18 protein-coding genes are annotated in these 17,782 nt (G+C 41.4%); 7 read left to right on the top strand and 11 right to left on the bottom strand.

Features of this window, described 5'->3' with window-relative positions:
• Positions 1-33: 33 nt before the first annotated feature.
• On the top strand, positions 34-1,035 hold the full coding sequence (locus H5163_RS15330; protein ID WP_145238901.1) for a RimK family alpha-L-glutamate ligase: 1,002 nt from the start codon (positions 34-36) through the stop codon (positions 1,033-1,035).
• 239 nt (positions 1,036-1,274) lie between these two features.
• Entirely contained in the window at positions 1,275-2,432 is a 1,158-nt protein-coding gene (locus H5163_RS15335; protein WP_145238904.1) for a benzoate/H(+) symporter BenE family transporter, read from the top strand.
• A gap of 158 nt (positions 2,433-2,590) precedes the next feature.
• On the opposite strand, the gene H5163_RS15340 is transcribed toward H5163_RS15335, so the two are convergent.
• The 10 genes from H5163_RS15340 to H5163_RS15385 form a co-directional block, all read right to left on the bottom strand.
• Positions 2,591-3,634: a DUF2955 domain-containing protein gene (locus tag H5163_RS15340; RefSeq protein WP_145238906.1), complete on the bottom strand. Its 1,044-nt coding sequence runs from the start codon at positions 3,632-3,634 to the stop codon at positions 2,591-2,593.
• Positions 3,635-3,646: 12 nt separating this feature from the next.
• Positions 3,647-4,708: an HlyD family secretion protein gene (locus tag H5163_RS15345; protein ID WP_145238909.1), complete on the bottom strand. Its 1,062-nt coding sequence runs from the start codon at positions 4,706-4,708 to the stop codon at positions 3,647-3,649.
• Positions 4,709-4,711: 3 nt separating this feature from the next.
• Positions 4,712-5,188 (bottom strand): MarR family winged helix-turn-helix transcriptional regulator, encoded by a 477-nt coding sequence (locus H5163_RS15350; RefSeq protein WP_182731992.1) that lies wholly within the window; start codon positions 5,186-5,188, stop codon positions 4,712-4,714.
• Positions 5,189-5,319: 131 nt separating this feature from the next.
• Positions 5,320-6,213, bottom strand: coding sequence for an FAD:protein FMN transferase (locus H5163_RS15355; protein WP_310736649.1), 894 nt, complete (start codon positions 6,211-6,213; stop codon positions 5,320-5,322).
• A 24-nt stretch (positions 6,214-6,237) separates the two neighbouring features.
• A complete protein-coding gene (locus tag H5163_RS15360) occupies positions 6,238-7,542 on the bottom strand; it encodes a DUF3570 domain-containing protein (RefSeq protein ID WP_182731993.1) in 1,305 nt (434 codons plus the stop codon).
• The gene (locus H5163_RS15365) at positions 7,533-7,754 is read right to left on the bottom strand and encodes a DUF4266 domain-containing protein (protein WP_182731994.1); all 222 of its coding nucleotides are present in this window, start codon (positions 7,752-7,754) and stop codon (positions 7,533-7,535) included. Before H5163_RS15365 ends, H5163_RS15360 begins: the two co-directional genes overlap by 10 nt.
• Positions 7,755-7,763: 9 nt before the next feature.
• Positions 7,764-8,237 carry a TlpA disulfide reductase family protein gene (locus tag H5163_RS15370; protein ID WP_182732002.1) on the bottom strand — a complete coding sequence of 158 codons (474 nt, stop codon included), beginning with the start codon at positions 8,235-8,237 and terminating at the stop codon, positions 7,764-7,766.
• A gap of 291 nt (positions 8,238-8,528) precedes the next feature.
• Positions 8,529-9,413, bottom strand: coding sequence for a spermidine synthase (locus H5163_RS15375; protein ID WP_149980333.1), 885 nt, complete (start codon positions 9,411-9,413; stop codon positions 8,529-8,531).
• Complete coding sequence (locus tag H5163_RS15380) at positions 9,406-10,026, bottom strand: fused MFS/spermidine synthase (protein WP_182735482.1); 621 nt, start codon at positions 10,024-10,026, stop codon at positions 9,406-9,408. The genes H5163_RS15375 and H5163_RS15380 overlap by 8 nt, the downstream gene beginning before the upstream one ends.
• A 361-nt stretch (positions 10,027-10,387) precedes the next feature.
• Complete coding sequence (locus H5163_RS15385) at positions 10,388-12,469, bottom strand: TonB-dependent hemoglobin/transferrin/lactoferrin family receptor (protein ID WP_182735483.1); 2,082 nt, start codon at positions 12,467-12,469, stop codon at positions 10,388-10,390.
• Positions 12,470-12,612: 143 nt separating this feature from the next.
• Here H5163_RS15385 and H5163_RS15390 point away from each other — a divergent pair, with 143 nt between their 5' ends.
• Genes H5163_RS15390 through H5163_RS15405 form a run of 4 tightly spaced genes read left to right on the top strand, consistent with a single transcriptional unit; the run spans position 12,613 to position 15,987 of the window.
• A complete protein-coding gene (locus tag H5163_RS15390) occupies positions 12,613-13,422 on the top strand; it encodes a hemin ABC transporter substrate-binding protein (RefSeq protein WP_182735484.1) in 810 nt (269 codons plus the stop codon).
• Positions 13,419-14,465: an iron ABC transporter permease gene (locus H5163_RS15395; protein ID WP_182735485.1), complete on the top strand. Its 1,047-nt coding sequence runs from the start codon at positions 13,419-13,421 to the stop codon at positions 14,463-14,465. The genes H5163_RS15390 and H5163_RS15395 overlap by 4 nt, the downstream gene beginning before the upstream one ends.
• Positions 14,465-15,256, top strand: coding sequence for a heme ABC transporter ATP-binding protein (locus H5163_RS15400; protein WP_259397315.1), 792 nt, complete (start codon positions 14,465-14,467; stop codon positions 15,254-15,256). The genes H5163_RS15395 and H5163_RS15400 overlap by 1 nt, the downstream gene beginning before the upstream one ends.
• Positions 15,253-15,987: a HugZ family protein gene (locus H5163_RS15405; RefSeq protein WP_182717315.1), complete on the top strand. Its 735-nt coding sequence runs from the start codon at positions 15,253-15,255 to the stop codon at positions 15,985-15,987. Before H5163_RS15400 ends, H5163_RS15405 begins: the two co-directional genes overlap by 4 nt.
• A 126-nt stretch (positions 15,988-16,113) precedes the next feature.
• Here the strand turns inward: H5163_RS15405 and H5163_RS15410 are convergent, their stop codons facing one another.
• A complete protein-coding gene (locus H5163_RS15410) occupies positions 16,114-16,614 on the bottom strand; it encodes a lactoylglutathione lyase family protein (protein ID WP_149980329.1) in 501 nt (166 codons plus the stop codon).
• Positions 16,615-16,717: 103 nt separating this feature from the next.
• Here H5163_RS15410 and H5163_RS15415 point away from each other — a divergent pair, with 103 nt between their 5' ends.
• Positions 16,718-17,587 (top strand): LysR family transcriptional regulator, encoded by an 870-nt coding sequence (locus tag H5163_RS15415; protein WP_182731998.1) that lies wholly within the window; start codon positions 16,718-16,720, stop codon positions 17,585-17,587.
• Positions 17,588-17,782: the final 195 nt, after the last annotated feature.

The raw sequence follows: 17,782 nt of genomic DNA on the forward strand, positions 1-17,782 counted from the left end.
TGAGCTGCGGATCAATACTCAAGAGGAAATACCATGCGTGGCTGGATCATTTATAAAGACAGTGCTGGATTACTAAAACAAGAGACCTACGAAGTAGAGCGTTTACTGGCCGCAGCAAAAGAAGAAGGTATCGATTTACAAGTTTTCTCTCCCGATCAATTTGATTTAACTATCACCCGCGAAGATGGCAAAAGCATTCTAATTGACGGTGTAACCACAACTTTGCCTGACTTTGTTATTCCTCGCATGGGCGCCAGCACCACCTATTTTGCACTAGCAATTATTCGCCATCTCGAGCGACTAGGGGTGTACTGCGTTAATAGCTCACAATCAATTGAGACGGTAAAAGATAAACTGTTTGCACAGCAAATTTTAGCTGAGCGTAACTTACCTACACCAAATACTATGCTGGTAAAATTTCCAGTAAATATCGACTTAGTAGATAGGCAAATAGGCTTTCCAGTGGTGATTAAAACACTTTCAGGCTCGCAGGGCAGTGGCGTATTTTTATCAAAGTCAAAAAGCGAATTTGACGATTTAATGCAATTAATTGAAGCCGCCAACCCGCAAGCTAATATCATCTTGCAACAGTTTGTTAAATCTAGCCATGGTCGTGATTTGCGAGTACTCACTATTGGTGGCCGTGCTGTCGCATGTATGGAGCGAAACTCTGGCGGTAAAAACTTTAAAGCGAACGTGAGTGCAGGTGGCACTGGTAAACCGCACCCAATTACTCCAGAGATTGAATGGTTAGCTACACAAACAGCTAATGTACTCAATTTAGACGTTGCTGGTATTGATTTATTATTTGATGATAATCACTTTAAAATTTGCGAAGCAAATTCAAGCCCTGGATTTGAAGGCTTAGAAGCTGCACTGGGGATCAATGTGGCTCGTGAAATCTTGCATTTTATTCGCATTCGCTTGGGTATTTTTGACCGCCCAGAGAATTTAAGCTTAGCCTTGGATGAAGACAGTAAAGCAGCGATGGAACAGCCTACTCCAAGCCCCATATTAAGCGCTGTAGTACAGTAAAATTTTAGTCGTAAATAACGACTATTGCTTTGTATACTAAGCTGTCATTGGTGACGTGTGAAAACTGTTACACCGTCGCCATTACAAATCTAACACTTTATCACTACCTCAGAACATCAATACTTTCTCCAACCAGTAAGACCTTAGTCATAAGTAACCTCGAAAGATAAACACGCCCTAGCATCAAAGTAATATTTGTGTATAAATAGAACGATTGAATTCAACGATTTAGGAACCACATGCAACTCTCAAATCAACTATTAAACCGTTTAACTGCGGGCTTAGTTGCGGTGATCATCGGTTTTACCAGCTCTATCGCACTTATTTACCAAGTCGTTATTGTGCTAGGTGGCACAGCGGAGCTCGTTGCAAGTTGGGTACTTATGTTAGGTCTTGCGATGGGTGTCACTTCAATTGGCTTATCGTACTACTATAAAATCCCAATTTTAATTGCCTGGTCAACAACCGGTGCCGCTTTACTCATTACCAGTGCCCAAGGTTATAGTTTAAATCAAGCTGTAGGCGCATTTATGTTCAGTGCTTTACTGGTATTTATATCAGGGATCACTGGCTGGTTTGAAAAAATAATGCAACGTATCCCGAGTCAAATTGCTTGTGCAATGCTTGGCGGTGTTTTAGTGACTTTTGGCATAGATGTATTTAACTTTATGGGTGAAAAACCATTGCTAATTGGTGCGATGGTGCTGGTTTATTTAGTCTGTAAGCGTTTAATGCCACGTTTTTCGATGCTTATGGTACTGATTGCTGGGTTTGTAATGGCTGGCGTTACAGGGCAAATAGATACCAGCAGTTGGCAATGGAAAATGAGCGAGTTTGCGTTTATCGCTCCTGAATTTAATTTACAAGCGATGATCAGCGTAGGTATTCCGCTTTATATCGTCACCATGACTTCACAAAACTTGCCAGGCATTGCAGTGTTAAAAGCACATAATTACCCTGCACCCGTCTCTGCAGCGCTCAATGTCACTGGTTTTAGTAATATCCTTATTGCCCCCTTTGGTGGCTATGCCATTAATTTAGCTGCTATTACTGCGGCAATTTGCATGAGTGAAGATGCCGACAGCGACCCTAAAAAGCGTTACTGGGCAAGTATCGCGGGCGGTGGTTTTTATATCCTGATGGCGATTGGAGCAGCGACTCTAGTGGGTTTAGTGGCAAGTTTGCCACAAGCACTTATTTTAGCCTTGGCGGGGATTGCTTTATTCACCACCATTGCCTCGAGCTTACAGCAAGCTTTGTCTGATAGTTACTACACTGAGGCGGCAATGATCACTTTTTTGGTCACCGCCTCTGATCTTACTTTATTTTCTATTGGCTCGGCATTTTGGGGGATATTGTTAGGCGCGCTGACTTTATGGTTGATCCCGCGAAAATAACACTCGCAATAAATCAGCTTAACGCATCGTTGAGTAGCGATTGTGTTAATTAGTGGTTTATAAACTCACGCCTAAAGTGATCATTATTTAAACACAGTTAGTATAACAAAGTAATAACCGCCCTAGTGCATAAGGAACTGACTAAGGCGGTTATTATATTAGTCGAAAGTATGATGACGGGTGACACTAAACCGATTAAGAATATGATGCATAATATACACCGCACATAAACTCACGATTATCGCAACCGATACAGACGAAAACCGATAAAGCGCACTGTAAACCAAGTCTTGCCCAGGTCCGAGAGACTGACCAAATAAAATTCCAAATGTGGTAATAACCCCAAATCCAACACCAGGAATACCGCCACCTAAAATATGATAACGGCTAAATATAAAAGTTAAAATCCACAAGATCAGCGCCGGAAAAATCAGAATATCGGTGTGATTATACAAAAACAGCTGCGATACTAACGCTAAATTACAACCAATTAATGTGCCAATTGCTCGTTGCCAGCCAGCCATGCCAGCGGCTTTCCAGCACAAAGGAAACAAAATTAAGATCGATGCCGCTTGTGCTGAAATTGAATCTTGTAAATCAAATACCTGAAAAATCACAAACGACAGTGTAGCAACCGTAGCGCACAACAGTACTTCGTGGCGAATACTCTCTTTTGCTTTTGTTGGCATCACCCGACCTTGGCGTGGTGCAACATCAGGAAATACAAAGTGCATTAATACCGCCGCTAACACGGTCACTACGACTGCTAAACCATTGCTGATGATCAACGGATAAATACTCGTGCCATTACCAACATAACTAGAAAAGTGCAGTTGAATAGATAAACTAACGACACTTAAAGCACCAAACAAAAAGTTAGCACCACAGCTCATTTGATAAAACAAAAATGCAAACGCTAAAAAGCACAGCAAGGTCATCGCCACTGGTAAATGAGAAAATAAACCCTGTACTATTAATACAAATAACCCACTAAATGCCGCGCTGGCAAAAAACTGACGAATGATATGTGCATTTAAAATCGGCACTAATCCTAATAACAACATAGGATAAACGGTGAAGAAAATACCATTTGGCCAATTCATCAATTTACATAAACTAAATCCCAACGCGCTGCCGCCAGCGATACGCAACGCTTGCCGAAGGCCATTCTGGTCTAGTTTTACAGGGACTGATGCAGACATAATAAAGCCTTATTAGTAAATGTAATGCAGTAAACTGATAAAGCGAATTTGCATGACACCAAACCATTGCCCAATTACTGACTCAGGCAGTAGCTGCACTGTTGCACGTGCACCACTAGGTAGTTTACTTAATAGCTGTGCTTGCTCTAAATCAATGTGAATACGTTGGCGCTGCGCATCACGAACCCAGCGATTACTGCTTTCAGTACTGCTTAATAAGCCATTAGCATTGAGCTGCCCATTACTTACGCCAGCTTCAAAAGAGCTCACTGTAGCTGCAAATACTTGGCCTGGCAGAGCATCAAACGTTACTTTTGCTTTGCTGCCCACTTTGATATTAACTAACGATTTTTCACGAAAATCAGCCACTAAATCAGCTTTATTGGCCACAATAGCTAACATCGGTTGACCTTTATTAGCAAATGTTCCGGTGCTTACTTGCAAGTTTGCGACTTTACCATCAGCATCAGCAGTCACTATGCTGTATGATAAATTGAGCTTCGCTTGTGCCAGTTGGTTTTGCGCGTGGCGTAATGCTAGGTTGTCTTCGCCTAATTGTCCACGCGCCAGTTTTGCCTCGGTTAACTGTGCTTCAATAGCTGCGACATTCGCTTGACTTGATTGATAATTAGCACTAATTGTTTCGTATTCTTGCTCCGAAATAGACCGTTTTTTCAATAACGATTCACTGCGATCAAATAACAACTGTTGCTCATGCAGCTTGGCATTTCCAGCAGCTAGCTGAGCCTGTATCGCTTTAACACTGCTATCTAAGCGCTGGTTTTGCAACTGCGCATCAGCATAAGCCAGTTGTGCTTGCTCTAGTGCTAATTTAAAAGGGGCTGCTTCTATTAAAAATAGCGCTTCACCCGCTTTAATCGCTTGATTATTATTCACCAATACTTGGTTCACGCGGCCACTTACTTGTGGCGTTACTTGTACTACAGGGTGATATACGCGCGCTTGCGGAGTAACCGGTAAAAACATATCGGCAACGACAAAGTAAGCGAACAATAAAATAAACCCAACTAATGATATTTTTACATAGCGGGCAAATTTCTGATCCGGTGTCATGAATTATTTCTCTCCAGAAAAGTGGCTAATACAACGTCGAGCATTGGCTTCCATTTGCACTAAACCATAGGCCATAGTATCAAGCTGCTGCGTTGTAAGTTCTGCATAAAGTTGTGTTTTAACTTCAGCCATAATGTCTCTAAGCGCATCTAATAATAGTAATCCTTGCTCAGTAAAATAGATTTTACGACTACGTTTATCATCGCTGTCAATGCGACGGACAATAATCGCTTGTTGCTCTAACTGTTTAACTGTTCGCGTTAGTGAAGGCATTTCAATCCCCAAACTGCTAGCCAGTTCTTGTTGTGTAACACCTTGTTTTAAATGATGGATATGGATCATCGCAGTCCAACGAGATTGTGTTAACCCTAAAGGCTCAACAGCGAGAGTAACGGCATCGCGACAGAGTCGAAAAACGCGCCCCATGCTACCGCATAAACTTAAATCTAAAGTTTCATGAAAAGGAGGTGATGAAATCATAATAGTACCTAGTTACTTAGCATGCTAACTAGTTTAACATTACTTAGCATGCTAAGTAAATATCGAAACGATTTAAAAAATAACGGCAAAGAGGGCTTTAAAAACGATTTAATATCACTGTGTTGAGCAAATTAGCGAATGATCCAATGGGGGAGGGGTTGTGAATCGAGCAATATCTGCGCATCGCGACCTTGTAGCATGGCCAGAGTTGCTAACATGCCTGCTTGTATACATTGCGGCGCAGCGACGGTAACAGAGCGCGGTGCATCAGTGATCGAACAGCCAGTGAGAGGGTTAAGAATATGGCTATAACGAATGCCGTCTTTTAATAAATAACGCTTAGCATCGCCACTGGTTGCCAGAGCGCCGCTGCGCAAAGACACCACCATAGTTTGTTGTTGTACAAAGCCCGGATGTTCAATGCCAATTTGCCAGGCTTGACCGTCACTACGCTCAGTGGTGACAGCTAAGTCGCCCCCTAAATTAACTAACGCTGCAACAGGGCTGTGTGCTTGGAGTAACTGAATGCATTTATCAACTGCATACTCTTTGCCAATCCCTCCAAAATCAAGCTCCATACCTTTAGGCAAGATAATACTGGACTGATCAAACACAATTTTGTTGAAACCGATATTAGACAATAATGCACTTATTTGTGCCGGAGTTGGCAAGTTGTCGGAACAATCAAAATGCCATACACGCCGTAAAATACCCGAGCTAATATCAAATAGCCCGTCGCTTAAATCAAAGCATAGCTTGGCAAAATTAAGTAAAGCATAGGTTTCGTCATCGATGGCAAGTGGCAGCCCTTGGCTTTGATTTATAGCAGAGCAAACACTTTGAGTATTGTAACGACTGTATTTCTGTTCAATACGCCACACTTCGTTTGCAACCAGCTGCCCAAGTTGCTCGCCAAGCTGCTGATCGACGCTATCGACTAACAATTCACAAGGGCTGGCCATAGCGTTAAATTTTACACTTAGACCAGCGGCTTGCGGATGGATTGATATTACTTGTGCAGCCACGTTAGTAACTTAACCTATAACTCGTTAGAATGAATAACTAAATTGTAGCACTACCGCATCCACACTTGGGAATAAATCAAGTGATGCCAGCGCACCAGGTTGCTCAAACCCATTATTGGTAGGCTGCTGAGTGTAATATTCAGCACGTACCGACATACTGTGGCCATTACTAAGCTTAGTACCGTATTCTAAACCCAGCGTGTAAGTATCCATTTCACCAATACGATAATCAGCACTAGCAAACTGCGGCAAAGGCGCTGCTGCATTTAAAAATGGCTGATAGAACTCTGCCGCCGATTGCTGATAGTAGCGAAAATGCGGTTCTAGGTAACTGTCGTCCCCCAGTAATAGACGCCAACGTGAATCAACCGTATGCGATGTTATCTCCCAGTCATCCCACATATAACGATATGAAAGGTCAACAATACTGTTGTCAAAATGGTATTTGGTTTGCCAATATAGGCTTTGCTTGGTACGTTCATCAGGGCGGTTCTCGTATTGATAATCTTGTGTTAAACCATCATTATTTACCACACTAAGCACTTTAAACGGATCCGTTTGGTAACCATCCACCATTGAATATGAATAGTTAAACTGCATTAGCATTCTACGGTTGATGATTTGCGTAACACCGACAAGTAAATCGGTGGTCGTTTTATCATCTTGATCTGTGCGTCGCGTACTGTTAAAAGTGTCGTCCCAAGCCGCACTTTCACTGTCACCAATTGGCATAGATGCAAATGCTTTCGGGATACCACCTTCGGGGGTAAAGGTATCGCTAAAATAACTGCCGCCCAACGACAAAGTAGTGTTCTTTTTATTAAAGTCGATGGCTAAGTTACCATTAACACCTAACGATAAATAATCATACTCTTTTGAAATATGCACGCCACCACTGACGGTATAATCCTGCGCCAAGGGTTGAGTCCACTGGGCATTAAGCTGTACACGCGTATCACGAAAGGTATCATCCAGCGGTGTTTCACCAGGCTGAATATCATACTGGCCATTGCCTGAAGGACGGGTAAATGTTTGTACATTCGGTTGTGCTACCGCGCCATTTGCTGAGGCACCCGTTAATGTATCTAAGGTTAGCCGTAAATTTAAAAAGTGCTCGTCAGCAAATTCTTTATTGGCGTTGATCATCGCCTCTGTTGCCATAACACGATCTGTTTCACCGTAATACAACACAGCGGTGTCAAACTGCCAATCTTTGTTTATTTGCGCCTCTGCAGGCGCTGTGCCTAGTAATGCGCAAGCAGCCAGCCCTAGTGCTGAAGCAATATTACTGGTTTGGTTCTTTTCGGTTTGTGAGTCGACTAGTTGCATCCGCAGCCTCCACCACCAAAGCTGCGTCCACCACTGGAGGCTTCTTTACTAAAGTAAATATGATCGTCAACCGCAGCATCTAATCCGCCACTGAGTGACATTTCATCTTTAGCTAATAGATCTCGTTGCCACGGTTCTACGCCAATACTGACACACCCAGTTGCAGATAGTATTAACATCGTTAGGAGACTATTTTTTATTAATTTTTTCATCATTACCTCTTAAGGCTGAACGGCTAATAACTGAGTTATTTCTTGCTCGTATTGCGCTTTTTTACTGTTCTTAAAGCCAATATGGCGATATTTTATTTTGCCATCACGGCCATACACATAACTACTTGGCATACCGAGTAAATCGAATTGTTTGCCTATTAGTGCATCAGGATCATAAATAATGGGAAAATCAGCAGGAGTGTGTGCTAAAAAATCAACCGCATCTTGATGCTCAACATCTAAGTTAACTGCCAACACCGTAAAGCCTTGCGATTGGTATTTTGTTTGCATTTCATTAAGCCAAGGAAAAGACTTACGACAAGGTGTACACCACGAAGCCCAAAAATCTAAAAATACCACTTGGCCTTTAAGCTCTGCTAACTTATCGGTTAGTTGTTGCTGACTGGAGATAACTGGCACAACGGTTTCTTTACTTAACACTGGCGCACTCGCCATAGCAGTAAAAAGTGCCGTCACAAGCATAAACCGTGATACAGACCGAGAAATAATCACCACTTTTTAAGCCCCTAAAAATACCTAGAAAAATAATTAGTTTAACAATAGCAGGCAATTCTTAAGAAATACTTAAGACAAGCCTAACTATAACTTTCGCTCAAAGCACACTATCTATCATTGCAGCAGGAACCTTAAACTAACCTATGAGGGAAAATTCGATTACAAATTTAATCGGGTATTAACTTAAAAAGGGGGAATTAGCAGTTAGCTTTGATGGCCAGCAAGCTGGCCTAAGTGTAGTAAAAATGGCCGTAAACTTTAGAAATTGAGTAAGTTTGCGGGTGAGTACTGATCAGTGAGTACTTTTGTATCGCTAGGCCAGTCTTTATTATCTTTGGTCGAAATCATCCCTTCGCTCACCGCTTTGATATCAACGCGATAGGGGGCTAATAACGGGGTTAGCTTTTCTATTCGCTGTGCTAGCTGCACAGGACTTGGAAATTTATTAAAGCCAGCTAAAATAATTCGATTACTATTTTTCTCAGTGCTCACATTAATAAAGTCACCAAATACCGCTTCATAAGTGGCAGATTCATGCTCATAAAGTTTGCTTGATGAAAAGGTATTTGCCGCTACTACGCCACCATCAGCCAGTACACTTTTCACTTCCGCAAAAAACTCTTTAGTAAGTAAATGCTCAGGGATGTAATCACCATTAAATGCATCAAGAATAATCCAGTCATACTTGGCTTGTTGGATTGCTGCGCGTTTAATAAAAATACGCCCATCTTGTACTTTCGAAGTGACTTTATCGTTCTCTTTAAAAGCAAAATAATCACGCGCCACTTTTATAACTGCGGGATCAATTTCAACATTTTCAATCATGGCGTCAGGGTATAGCTCGCTGATCACATTTGATAAGGTGCCGCCGCCAAGCCCGATAATGAGTACATTTTTTGGATTGTCTATCAGTAGTAAACTGGCAAAAGTGAGTTTGGTATAATTAAACACTAGCTTTTGTGGGTTGCTTTTATATATGCAACTTTGACTGCTTTTACGGGCTTTTTCGTCAAACTTTAAACAGCGTAAATCGCCGGTCTCTTCAACTAAAATATTACGATAAAGCGACCGCTCTTGATGGATCACCTTAGCTTGGCTGCTAAACCCAATTAACAGTAAGGTCACGAGCAAATACTTAAACATTGTGTTTCTCCTTGTTAGCTAATTGATTTACGCCAATTGCCAATAAACCTAATAGCCCTAATGTCGTCGCGAAACCCAAAATAATGGTATTCACATCAAACGCTAGCACCATGTAAAACGAGGTAATAATAGTCCCTAAGGCACTGCCTAAGGTGCTGACAAAATACAAGCCGCCAGCAACTTGGCCGCTGTGCTCGCTATCGGTCACTAATAAACGCACAGAGTAAGGCGAAATCATGCCTAAAATAATAGTAGGGACAAAAAACAACGCTGTAGAGGCCAATAACGAGCCATAACGGCTGTCTTCTATGTGAGAAAAAATATACGCCATAATTGGCTGGGCAAATAATGCAATGGGCAGCACCATAATACTGGCAACTAAAAATATTAAACCATATTTGGTTAACGAAGGCTGGCGAATTGAAAGCTTTCCTCCCAATAAATAGCCAAACGATAAGCTGAGCATAAACACAGTAATAATACTGCCCCAAATATGCACACTACTACCAAAAAAAGGCGCTAAAATTCGCCCGCCAAGTAGTTCTATTCCCATAATACTAAAGCCGCTAGTAAAGGCTAAAAAATAAATTAAAGCATTGGTTTTTAAAGTCATGTAATTATCATTTTGTAACTTATTTGAAGCACTATACTAACGTGATGTAAACATAGCCGCCAGTGTAATAATTAATCGAGCCAACATAACTCAAAGCTACTTTTATAAACCAAGACAGTCTCACTTTAGTTATGGGGCAACATAAAGTCAGCCATCAGAGAATAGGGATTAATTTCACTAGCCTGCAAAAGTATTAATGCGCAAATATGATGCATGTTGTTTAGTAACTGTTAACCCCCTTTACAGCCTTTATTAACTTTAAAACCACGACTCTTTTATATCATCTAGGCAAAGGCTCAATGAATAAGTAAAAAAGCAGTAAGGTTAAAACGCTGCACCTACGCGCAGCGTTGATTACCTTTTAAAACTGATAACTTACGCGGGCAGAAAAGTTACGCCCGGGCTGGGTATATTGGCTAAAATCAGCCCCCTGAGATTGCCCTGCAATCAGTTCAAAGGGTACATATTTTTTATCTAGTAGGTTAATTACACCAATATTTAGCTGCCATGTTTGCCATTCATAACTTGCGTATAAATCCACAATACCGTAACCATATCCTTGCGTTGTTTTATCACCACTTGCATCTCGCACTACATCAGACTGTGATTTAGCAAAGCGCCATGCTGCGGTCCAATCAATATCGCCAAGTGCTGTTGTTAATTGTATTGAACCGTTTAATGGACTGATACTGGTTAACGGCTCGTCTGTTTCTTTGTTTTCGCCTTCAACATATGCAATATTTGCCTCAACTAAAACATTATCGCTTACATGCATCAACAAGCTCGCTTCAACACCGCTGATCTGTGTTTCACTAATATTTTGGTATTGGTAAAAAGTTTTATTTACATTCGGTATGAACGTTGGCTCAACACCTGCAATTGCAACATCAATAAAGTCATCATAAGCGGCGTAAAATGCGCTTAAAGTAACGTTGATATCATTACCAGAAAAGCGCATGCCAAGCTCATATGAGTCGCTGCTTTCGGGTGCTAAATCTGCGTTTGGTAATATTTGATAAAATGGTTCAACACCATGGCTTTGATACGCTTGATCATGCGGGGGAATTTTAAAACCACGTACATATTGCCCATACCAAGATAAATTATCATTAACTTGATAAATCATCCCAAGTTTTGGTGAAAACGCAGATTCGGTAATGTCATCAAGCTCAGCATCGCTATAAAGCTCATCATCTTTAGCTGCTAATGAATAATAATCAAAGCGTACACCTGCAATCAAAGACCACGCGCTATTTGCAAATTTAATATTGTCTTGCATAAAAACGCCCACTAAAGAGGTATCAGCGCCAGGAAAAGCTTTTTGTTTTTGATCTGTAAAATCGACTGTTCCATCAGCCAATAAGCGTGTTTTATAACGTGGACGTGTTGTATCGTATATATCTACGTCAGCACCATAAACAAAGTTGTGGGTCGCATCTTGTAAGGCTATTTTTTTATTAAATACAGCCCTTAACCCTAAAATATCTTGTTCAAAGCCATAGTCGTTGTAATCGGTATGCGCTGCTGTAGCACTAATTTGATCACTTTGCTGCTCATAACGACTAAACGATACTTGCCAATGCCATTGATCAAACGCTGCTGTGGCCGCTTTTGAGTCGTAATCCAGTGCTAGCGACCAATTAATATTTTCGTCTTTAGTTTCTTGGCTCGCTTTGGTGATTACTTGTTCAGTAGTTTGATTAAAATAATCTAAGGTGTATTTTAACGTGCGCTTTTCATCAAGTTGCTGCTCTAGTTTAACCAATAACGAATCTGATTTAGCATCATAACCAGGTAGGTTTTCAGTAAAGTTTTGTACTTCTTCGCTATCTCGGTGGCTATAAACGGCACTAACACCTAAATCTCCCAAATTTTTAGCCGCAGTAATATCTACCGACATTTGATTACTCTGATCTTGATATCCAAGCGCCACTTGAGCAAAACTATTTTCGTTTAATAAATAATCGCTCGGATCTTTAGTGGTGATAACCACAATACCACCCAGTGCATCTGAACCATACAATGAAGACGCGGCTCCCTTGGCGACTTCAACTTGCTTTATCCCAGCGACATCAAAATAGCTACGACCAACCAAATAGCCGTCTCCGCCAGCATAACCATCGTTAGTTCGACGGCCATCTTTAATAAACACCACGCGGTTACCACCGACTCCTCTAATTGAAAGCGTTTGAGCCGCAGAGCCACTGCCCGTGCTTGATATACTGGGGTCATAACGAAACATTGTTTGTAAATCAACAGCCAATTTACGTTCTATGTCTTGCTCTGTAATCACAGTTACAGAGCCTGTTACGTCTTCAAGTTTTTGTTCAAACCGAGAACCGCTGACAACAATATGCTCACCAATTATCTCCTCGGCAATGGCAGAGCCCGAACCAAGTAGTAACGTTGCTAAAGCAGTAAGTTGAAAAGAAGGAAAATTCACATTAACTCCAAATGATAATTGTTGTTATTTAGTAGGGGAGGGATGTTACAACTAACTAAAAACAAGATCAATTATTTATGATAATCATTTTCATTTGCATTTAGTTGAGTATAATAATCGAAAATAATGATTGGAGTTTTTTTATGAGATACCTTTTTATATTGATTTTATTGACTGTTCACCCCCTAAGCGCGCAGGAGCGTATAGTGAGTGCTGGCGGTACATTAACTGAAATTATTTTTGCCTTAGATAAGCAAGATACCCTTGTCGCGGTGGATCAATCGAGCCTATATCCAAAACAAGCGATACAGCTCGATCAAATTGGTTATTACCGTGATTTAGCCGCAGAAGGTGTACTTTCGGTGCGCCCAACTAAACTCTTAGCACTTGAAGGAGCAGGACGAGCACAAGCGCTTGCACAAATAGAAGCCACTGGTGTAGAGCTTATCCACTATAAAAAACCCAACTCAATTAATGACTTACTAAATCTTGTTAAACGCCTTGGTAAAGACTTAAATGCGAACGACAAAGCCCAAGTCCTCGTAGCCCAAATAAAAAATTCATTGCCTCCAAAAGCGAGCAACGAAACACACAGCGCTTTATTTTTACTCTCAGCTAATGAGCGCGGGCTTGTTGCTGCGGGCACAGACACGGTTGCTGACTTATTACTTGATTATGCTGGAGTCACTAATTTAGGCGCTACACACAAAGGTTTTAAAGTAATAAACAACGAAGTACTTGCCGTAAAACAGCCCGATTTTTTAATCGCACCAGCCCATGTTGTTTATAGCCTTGGCGGTAAAGAGGCTTTTTGTAATCAACCAACACTGCGCTTATTAACAGCTGCAAAGCAGTGCCGATTATTGGTGATGGATAGCCTGCTATCACTGGGAATGTCGCCGCGCATAGCCACCGGTATTAAAGAATTAAGCGACTATAAAGCTACCTTATGAACACATTAACTTTGAGCCGTTTTAAGCCTGTTTCTATAACTGCAAACCAAAAGTGGATGCTGCTAATTACTGTGTGTATTTTTGCTCTAGCACTACTGAGCATAGGATATGGCCCCGCAGGCTGGGATTGGCGTTTAGCCATCGCATGGATTGCCCCAGAGTATTTTAATCAATTTGATGCGCTACAAATCAATGTGGTCACGCAAATACGTCTACCTCGATTTGTACTAGCTGTATTGGTTGGCTTAGTGCTTGCCCAAACTGGCGCTGCAACGCAAGCTTTGTGTCGTAATCCTTTGGCTGATCCATCAATTATTGGTATTAGCGCAGGCGCAGCCATGGTCGCGGTCGGCTTTATAGCATTTAGCGCCCAGTTTAATTTTAATGCTCAATACTATTTACCTTATGCCGCATTTTTAGGGGCATTGTTAGTGACCTCTTTAGTGTATTTAATTGCTAAGCAGCATAGGCAGGTCAATATAACCACACTAATTTTAGTGGGGGTTGCGATCAATTCTTTATCCTTTGCTGTTATTGGCTTATTAAGCTATTTCGCTGACGATAGTGCGCTTAGATTAATTAACTACTGGACGATGGGCTCATTAGGTGGTGCCAATTGGGATGCCATAACTCAAGCAACACCATTATTGCTACTGAGTATTCTTGGTCTGTGGCGACTCAAAGAACCGATGAACTTACTATTGATTGGCGAGTCTCAAGCACAGTATTTAGGTGTCAACACAGACAAGCTTAAACTGTATGTAATTATACTCGTGGCATTAGGTGTTGGTGCCGTTGTAGCACTTACTGGCTTGATAGGTTTTGTTGGCTTAGTTGTGCCACACATTGCCCGTTTAATGGTTGGCCCGCATTTACGTAAAATGTTACCGCTGTGCATGTTATTAGGCGTTGTTGTGCTGCTGCTTTCTGACTGGTTAGCACGTTTAGTTGTTATGCCTGCAGAGTTACCCATTGGTATTATTACCGCGCTACTTGGCGCACCTTTGTTTATTTATCTGATCATTAAAACTAAGCGAGGGTAATGATGATTACTTTTAATAACCTAAGTGTTGGTTTTGGCAATCACAGTGTTTTAAAAAACATAAGTGGGCACATTGCAAAAGCTCAACTAGTAGCACTGATAGGCGAAAATGGCGCAGGAAAATCAACACTGCTGCATGCTTTAGCCGGGCATTATGACTTTAAAGGCGAAGTACGGTTTAACAATTATCCTCTGAGTACATTGTCTCAAGCACACTTAGCCACTCAACGAGCAGTAATGATGCAAAGCAATCTTGTTGGCTTTGATTTTAGTGTATTTGAGCTCATTGCAATGGGACGCTACCCCTATGCCGAGTCTCTTAAAATGCAAGCTGAAAAAGTCCACAAGTATGCCGCACTCATGGACTTAACCCAGTACTTATCCCGCCGTGTCAGTAAGCTTTCAGGCGGTGAGCAACAGCGCGTTCATATGGCGCGTACTTTGGCTCAATTAGATGCTTTTTCTACTCATACCAAGCCTAAATTGATGCTGCTTGATGAACCTACATCAGCACTAGATATGCGCCATCAACATGCTCTATTGAGTTGTGTTAAAGCATTTGTAGAGCAGGGTAACAGTGCCATTATAGCTATTCACGATTTAAATTTGGCCAGCCTTTACGCAACCGACGCTATTTTATTACACGATCAAAAAGTACTCGATAGCGGGCCAATAAACACAGTACTTACAGAATCTAATTTACAACAAATGTACGCCATGAAACTGCATGTTAATTCTCATCCATATAACAATGCACCCATGGTTTTTTCTCAACGTCAGGAGTTTTCATGAGAGAGCAAGCATTAAGCGATGCACAAAAGCTGGTTTTTAAAACCCATGCTGGTGTTATGTCGACTATTTCTTACAACTTAAGAGGTTATCCGTTTGGTTCGGTAACCCCTTATATGTGTGATGAACAAGGCCGCATCTACTTTTTTATTAGCGATATAGCCCAACACACTAAAAACTTAAAGCACGATTCTCGTATGAGCTTAACTATTTTTGATGCCGCTGACCGTGGCGACCAAAACGAGCATGGCCGAGTCACATTGGTGGGCGATGGTTGTGAAGTTGCAGGCCCTCAGGCCGAAATACTGCTTAACAAATACATAGCGTTATACCCAGAAGCTGACAGTTATCGGAACGCCCACGACTTTAAATTATGGCAATTAGATGTTGTGCGAGTTCGCTTTATTGGCGGTTTTGGGAAAATATTTTGGCTTGAAAAAGATGAGTGGCAAAGCGCTGCTAAAAGCTGGGACGAAGATCAAGAACAAAGCATGATCACCCACATGAATGAAGATCATCAAAATGCAATGGCTCTAATATTAGCTCAGCATTATTGCGTATCAGATAATGCACCGGTTATGAGTGGCATACTGCCACAGGGGTTTTATATTCAAAGCCAACAACGTAATTATTTTATTAGCTTTGAAAACGTGTGCGAGACACCACAAGCAGTGCGAAAAGCGCTTGTTGCCTTAACCACAAATGCTCGCAATAGCATAGAAGAGCCAGCATAAGAAAACAGATAAATCACATGTGTGGTTATAACGCTTAGCACTACTAACCCAGTAGTGCATTTTCGATATCAGAGGCCGCAGTAACTAAGCTGCGGCTGTTACAATTTAACACTGATGCCAATTAATTTAGTATGCACCTGCGCTGTAAATAAGCTCATAACTGTGGCTGTAAATCTCGAGAATGTTACCAAACGGGTCTTCCATGTAGATCATGCGATACGGTTTTTCACCTGGGTAGTAGTAACGGGGTGCTTCCATACGCTTTTTACCGCCAGCTTCAACAATACGCTCAGCAAGGCCTTCTACATCTGGATCTTGAACACAAAAATGGAATATACCGGTTTTCCAGTATTCAAAGTTGTCAGCTGGGTTTTCTTGATTTTTAAACTCAAAAATTTCTACACCAATACGATCACCTGTTGAAAGGTGCGCTATTTTAAATTTTTCCCATTGTTCACCAAATACTTCAGTACACATTTCGCCTATTGGGCTTTTGTCTTCGGTAATTAAAGTCGGCTCCATAATGGTGTACCAACCCATTACTTTGGTGTAAAACTCAACGGCTTTTTCAACATCGGGGACCGAAATTCCAATGTGCGAAAAACTACGTGGATAGGTATGACTCATAATAATGCTCCTGTTTAACTATGCTTAGTTGATGGAGTTAGTTTACGAACCGACCTGTATTAAGTAAAATTATCATTAATCATCATTTTGAGTACGTTTTATAATGATAAATTCTACATGGTTACATACCTTTTGCACCTTAGTGGAAGTAAATCACTTTACCCAAACTGCAGAACGCCTTTATATGACCCAGTCAGGCGTAAGCCAACACATTAAAAAGTTAGAGCAGCAGGTTAATTGCGCATTGCTTGAACGCCATGGCAAGCAGTTTACCCTTACCGCACAAGGGCAAGGCTTATATCAAAAAGGAAGTCAGTTACTAAAAGAGTGGCAGTTTTTAGAGCAACAACTGCATGACGACTCACCCTACAGTGGCAATATAAAGATTCAATCACCAGGCAGTTGCGGGCTTAAGTTTTATAATCAATTACTTGATTTACAAGGGCAACATAAAGCACTCACTATTGATTATCGCTTTGCCCCAAACGAAAGCGTGGAACAGGCCGTTGCTAATCACAATGCTGATATTGGTTTTTTAACTCAAGCCCCAACACTCAGCGAGGTTACCAGCCATAAAATCGGCCAAGATGCACTATTATTAATTACACCAACCGGTTACCAAACTCCAAGCTGGCAAAACTTATGCGAACTTGGCTTCATTGCTCACCCTGATGCAAAACATCATGCGCAATTATTGTTAAGCGAAAACTACGCGGAATTTGAACACCTTGATCAAATAAAGCGCTCTGGTTTTTCAAACCAAATTAATTTAATTCTTGAACCTGTCAGCCTTGGTCTAGGTTTTACTGTGCTACCGGCACATGCTGTGAGTGCATTTAGTAAACCACAGTTGATTAACGTCCATCCATTACAGCACCCGATCAGCGAATCTATTTATGTGTGTTATCACCGTAATCGGCCTTTGGCAAAACGAATGAGTAAAGTGCTCGAGGTGATCAAAGCTGGGCTGTAACTGTTTGCAAAAAAGTGAAGTCGTTGCAACAAAAGGTTTAGGGCGTGTTGACCTTTCGTGATTAATTTTACAGCAGTATGTTTGGTATTTAGGCAAGGCAGAGCCTATGTAGTGTGGTTGTTCCCCATAAATAGGCGATAACGCAGTATAAATTCCAAACATGCGCTGCCCAAAGGGTTCTTCCTAGGGGCGATT

The organism is Pseudoalteromonas sp. SG44-8 (genome assembly GCF_014164125.1).
GTDB classification, from domain to species: domain Bacteria; phylum Pseudomonadota; class Gammaproteobacteria; order Enterobacterales; family Alteromonadaceae; genus Pseudoalteromonas; species Pseudoalteromonas rhizosphaerae.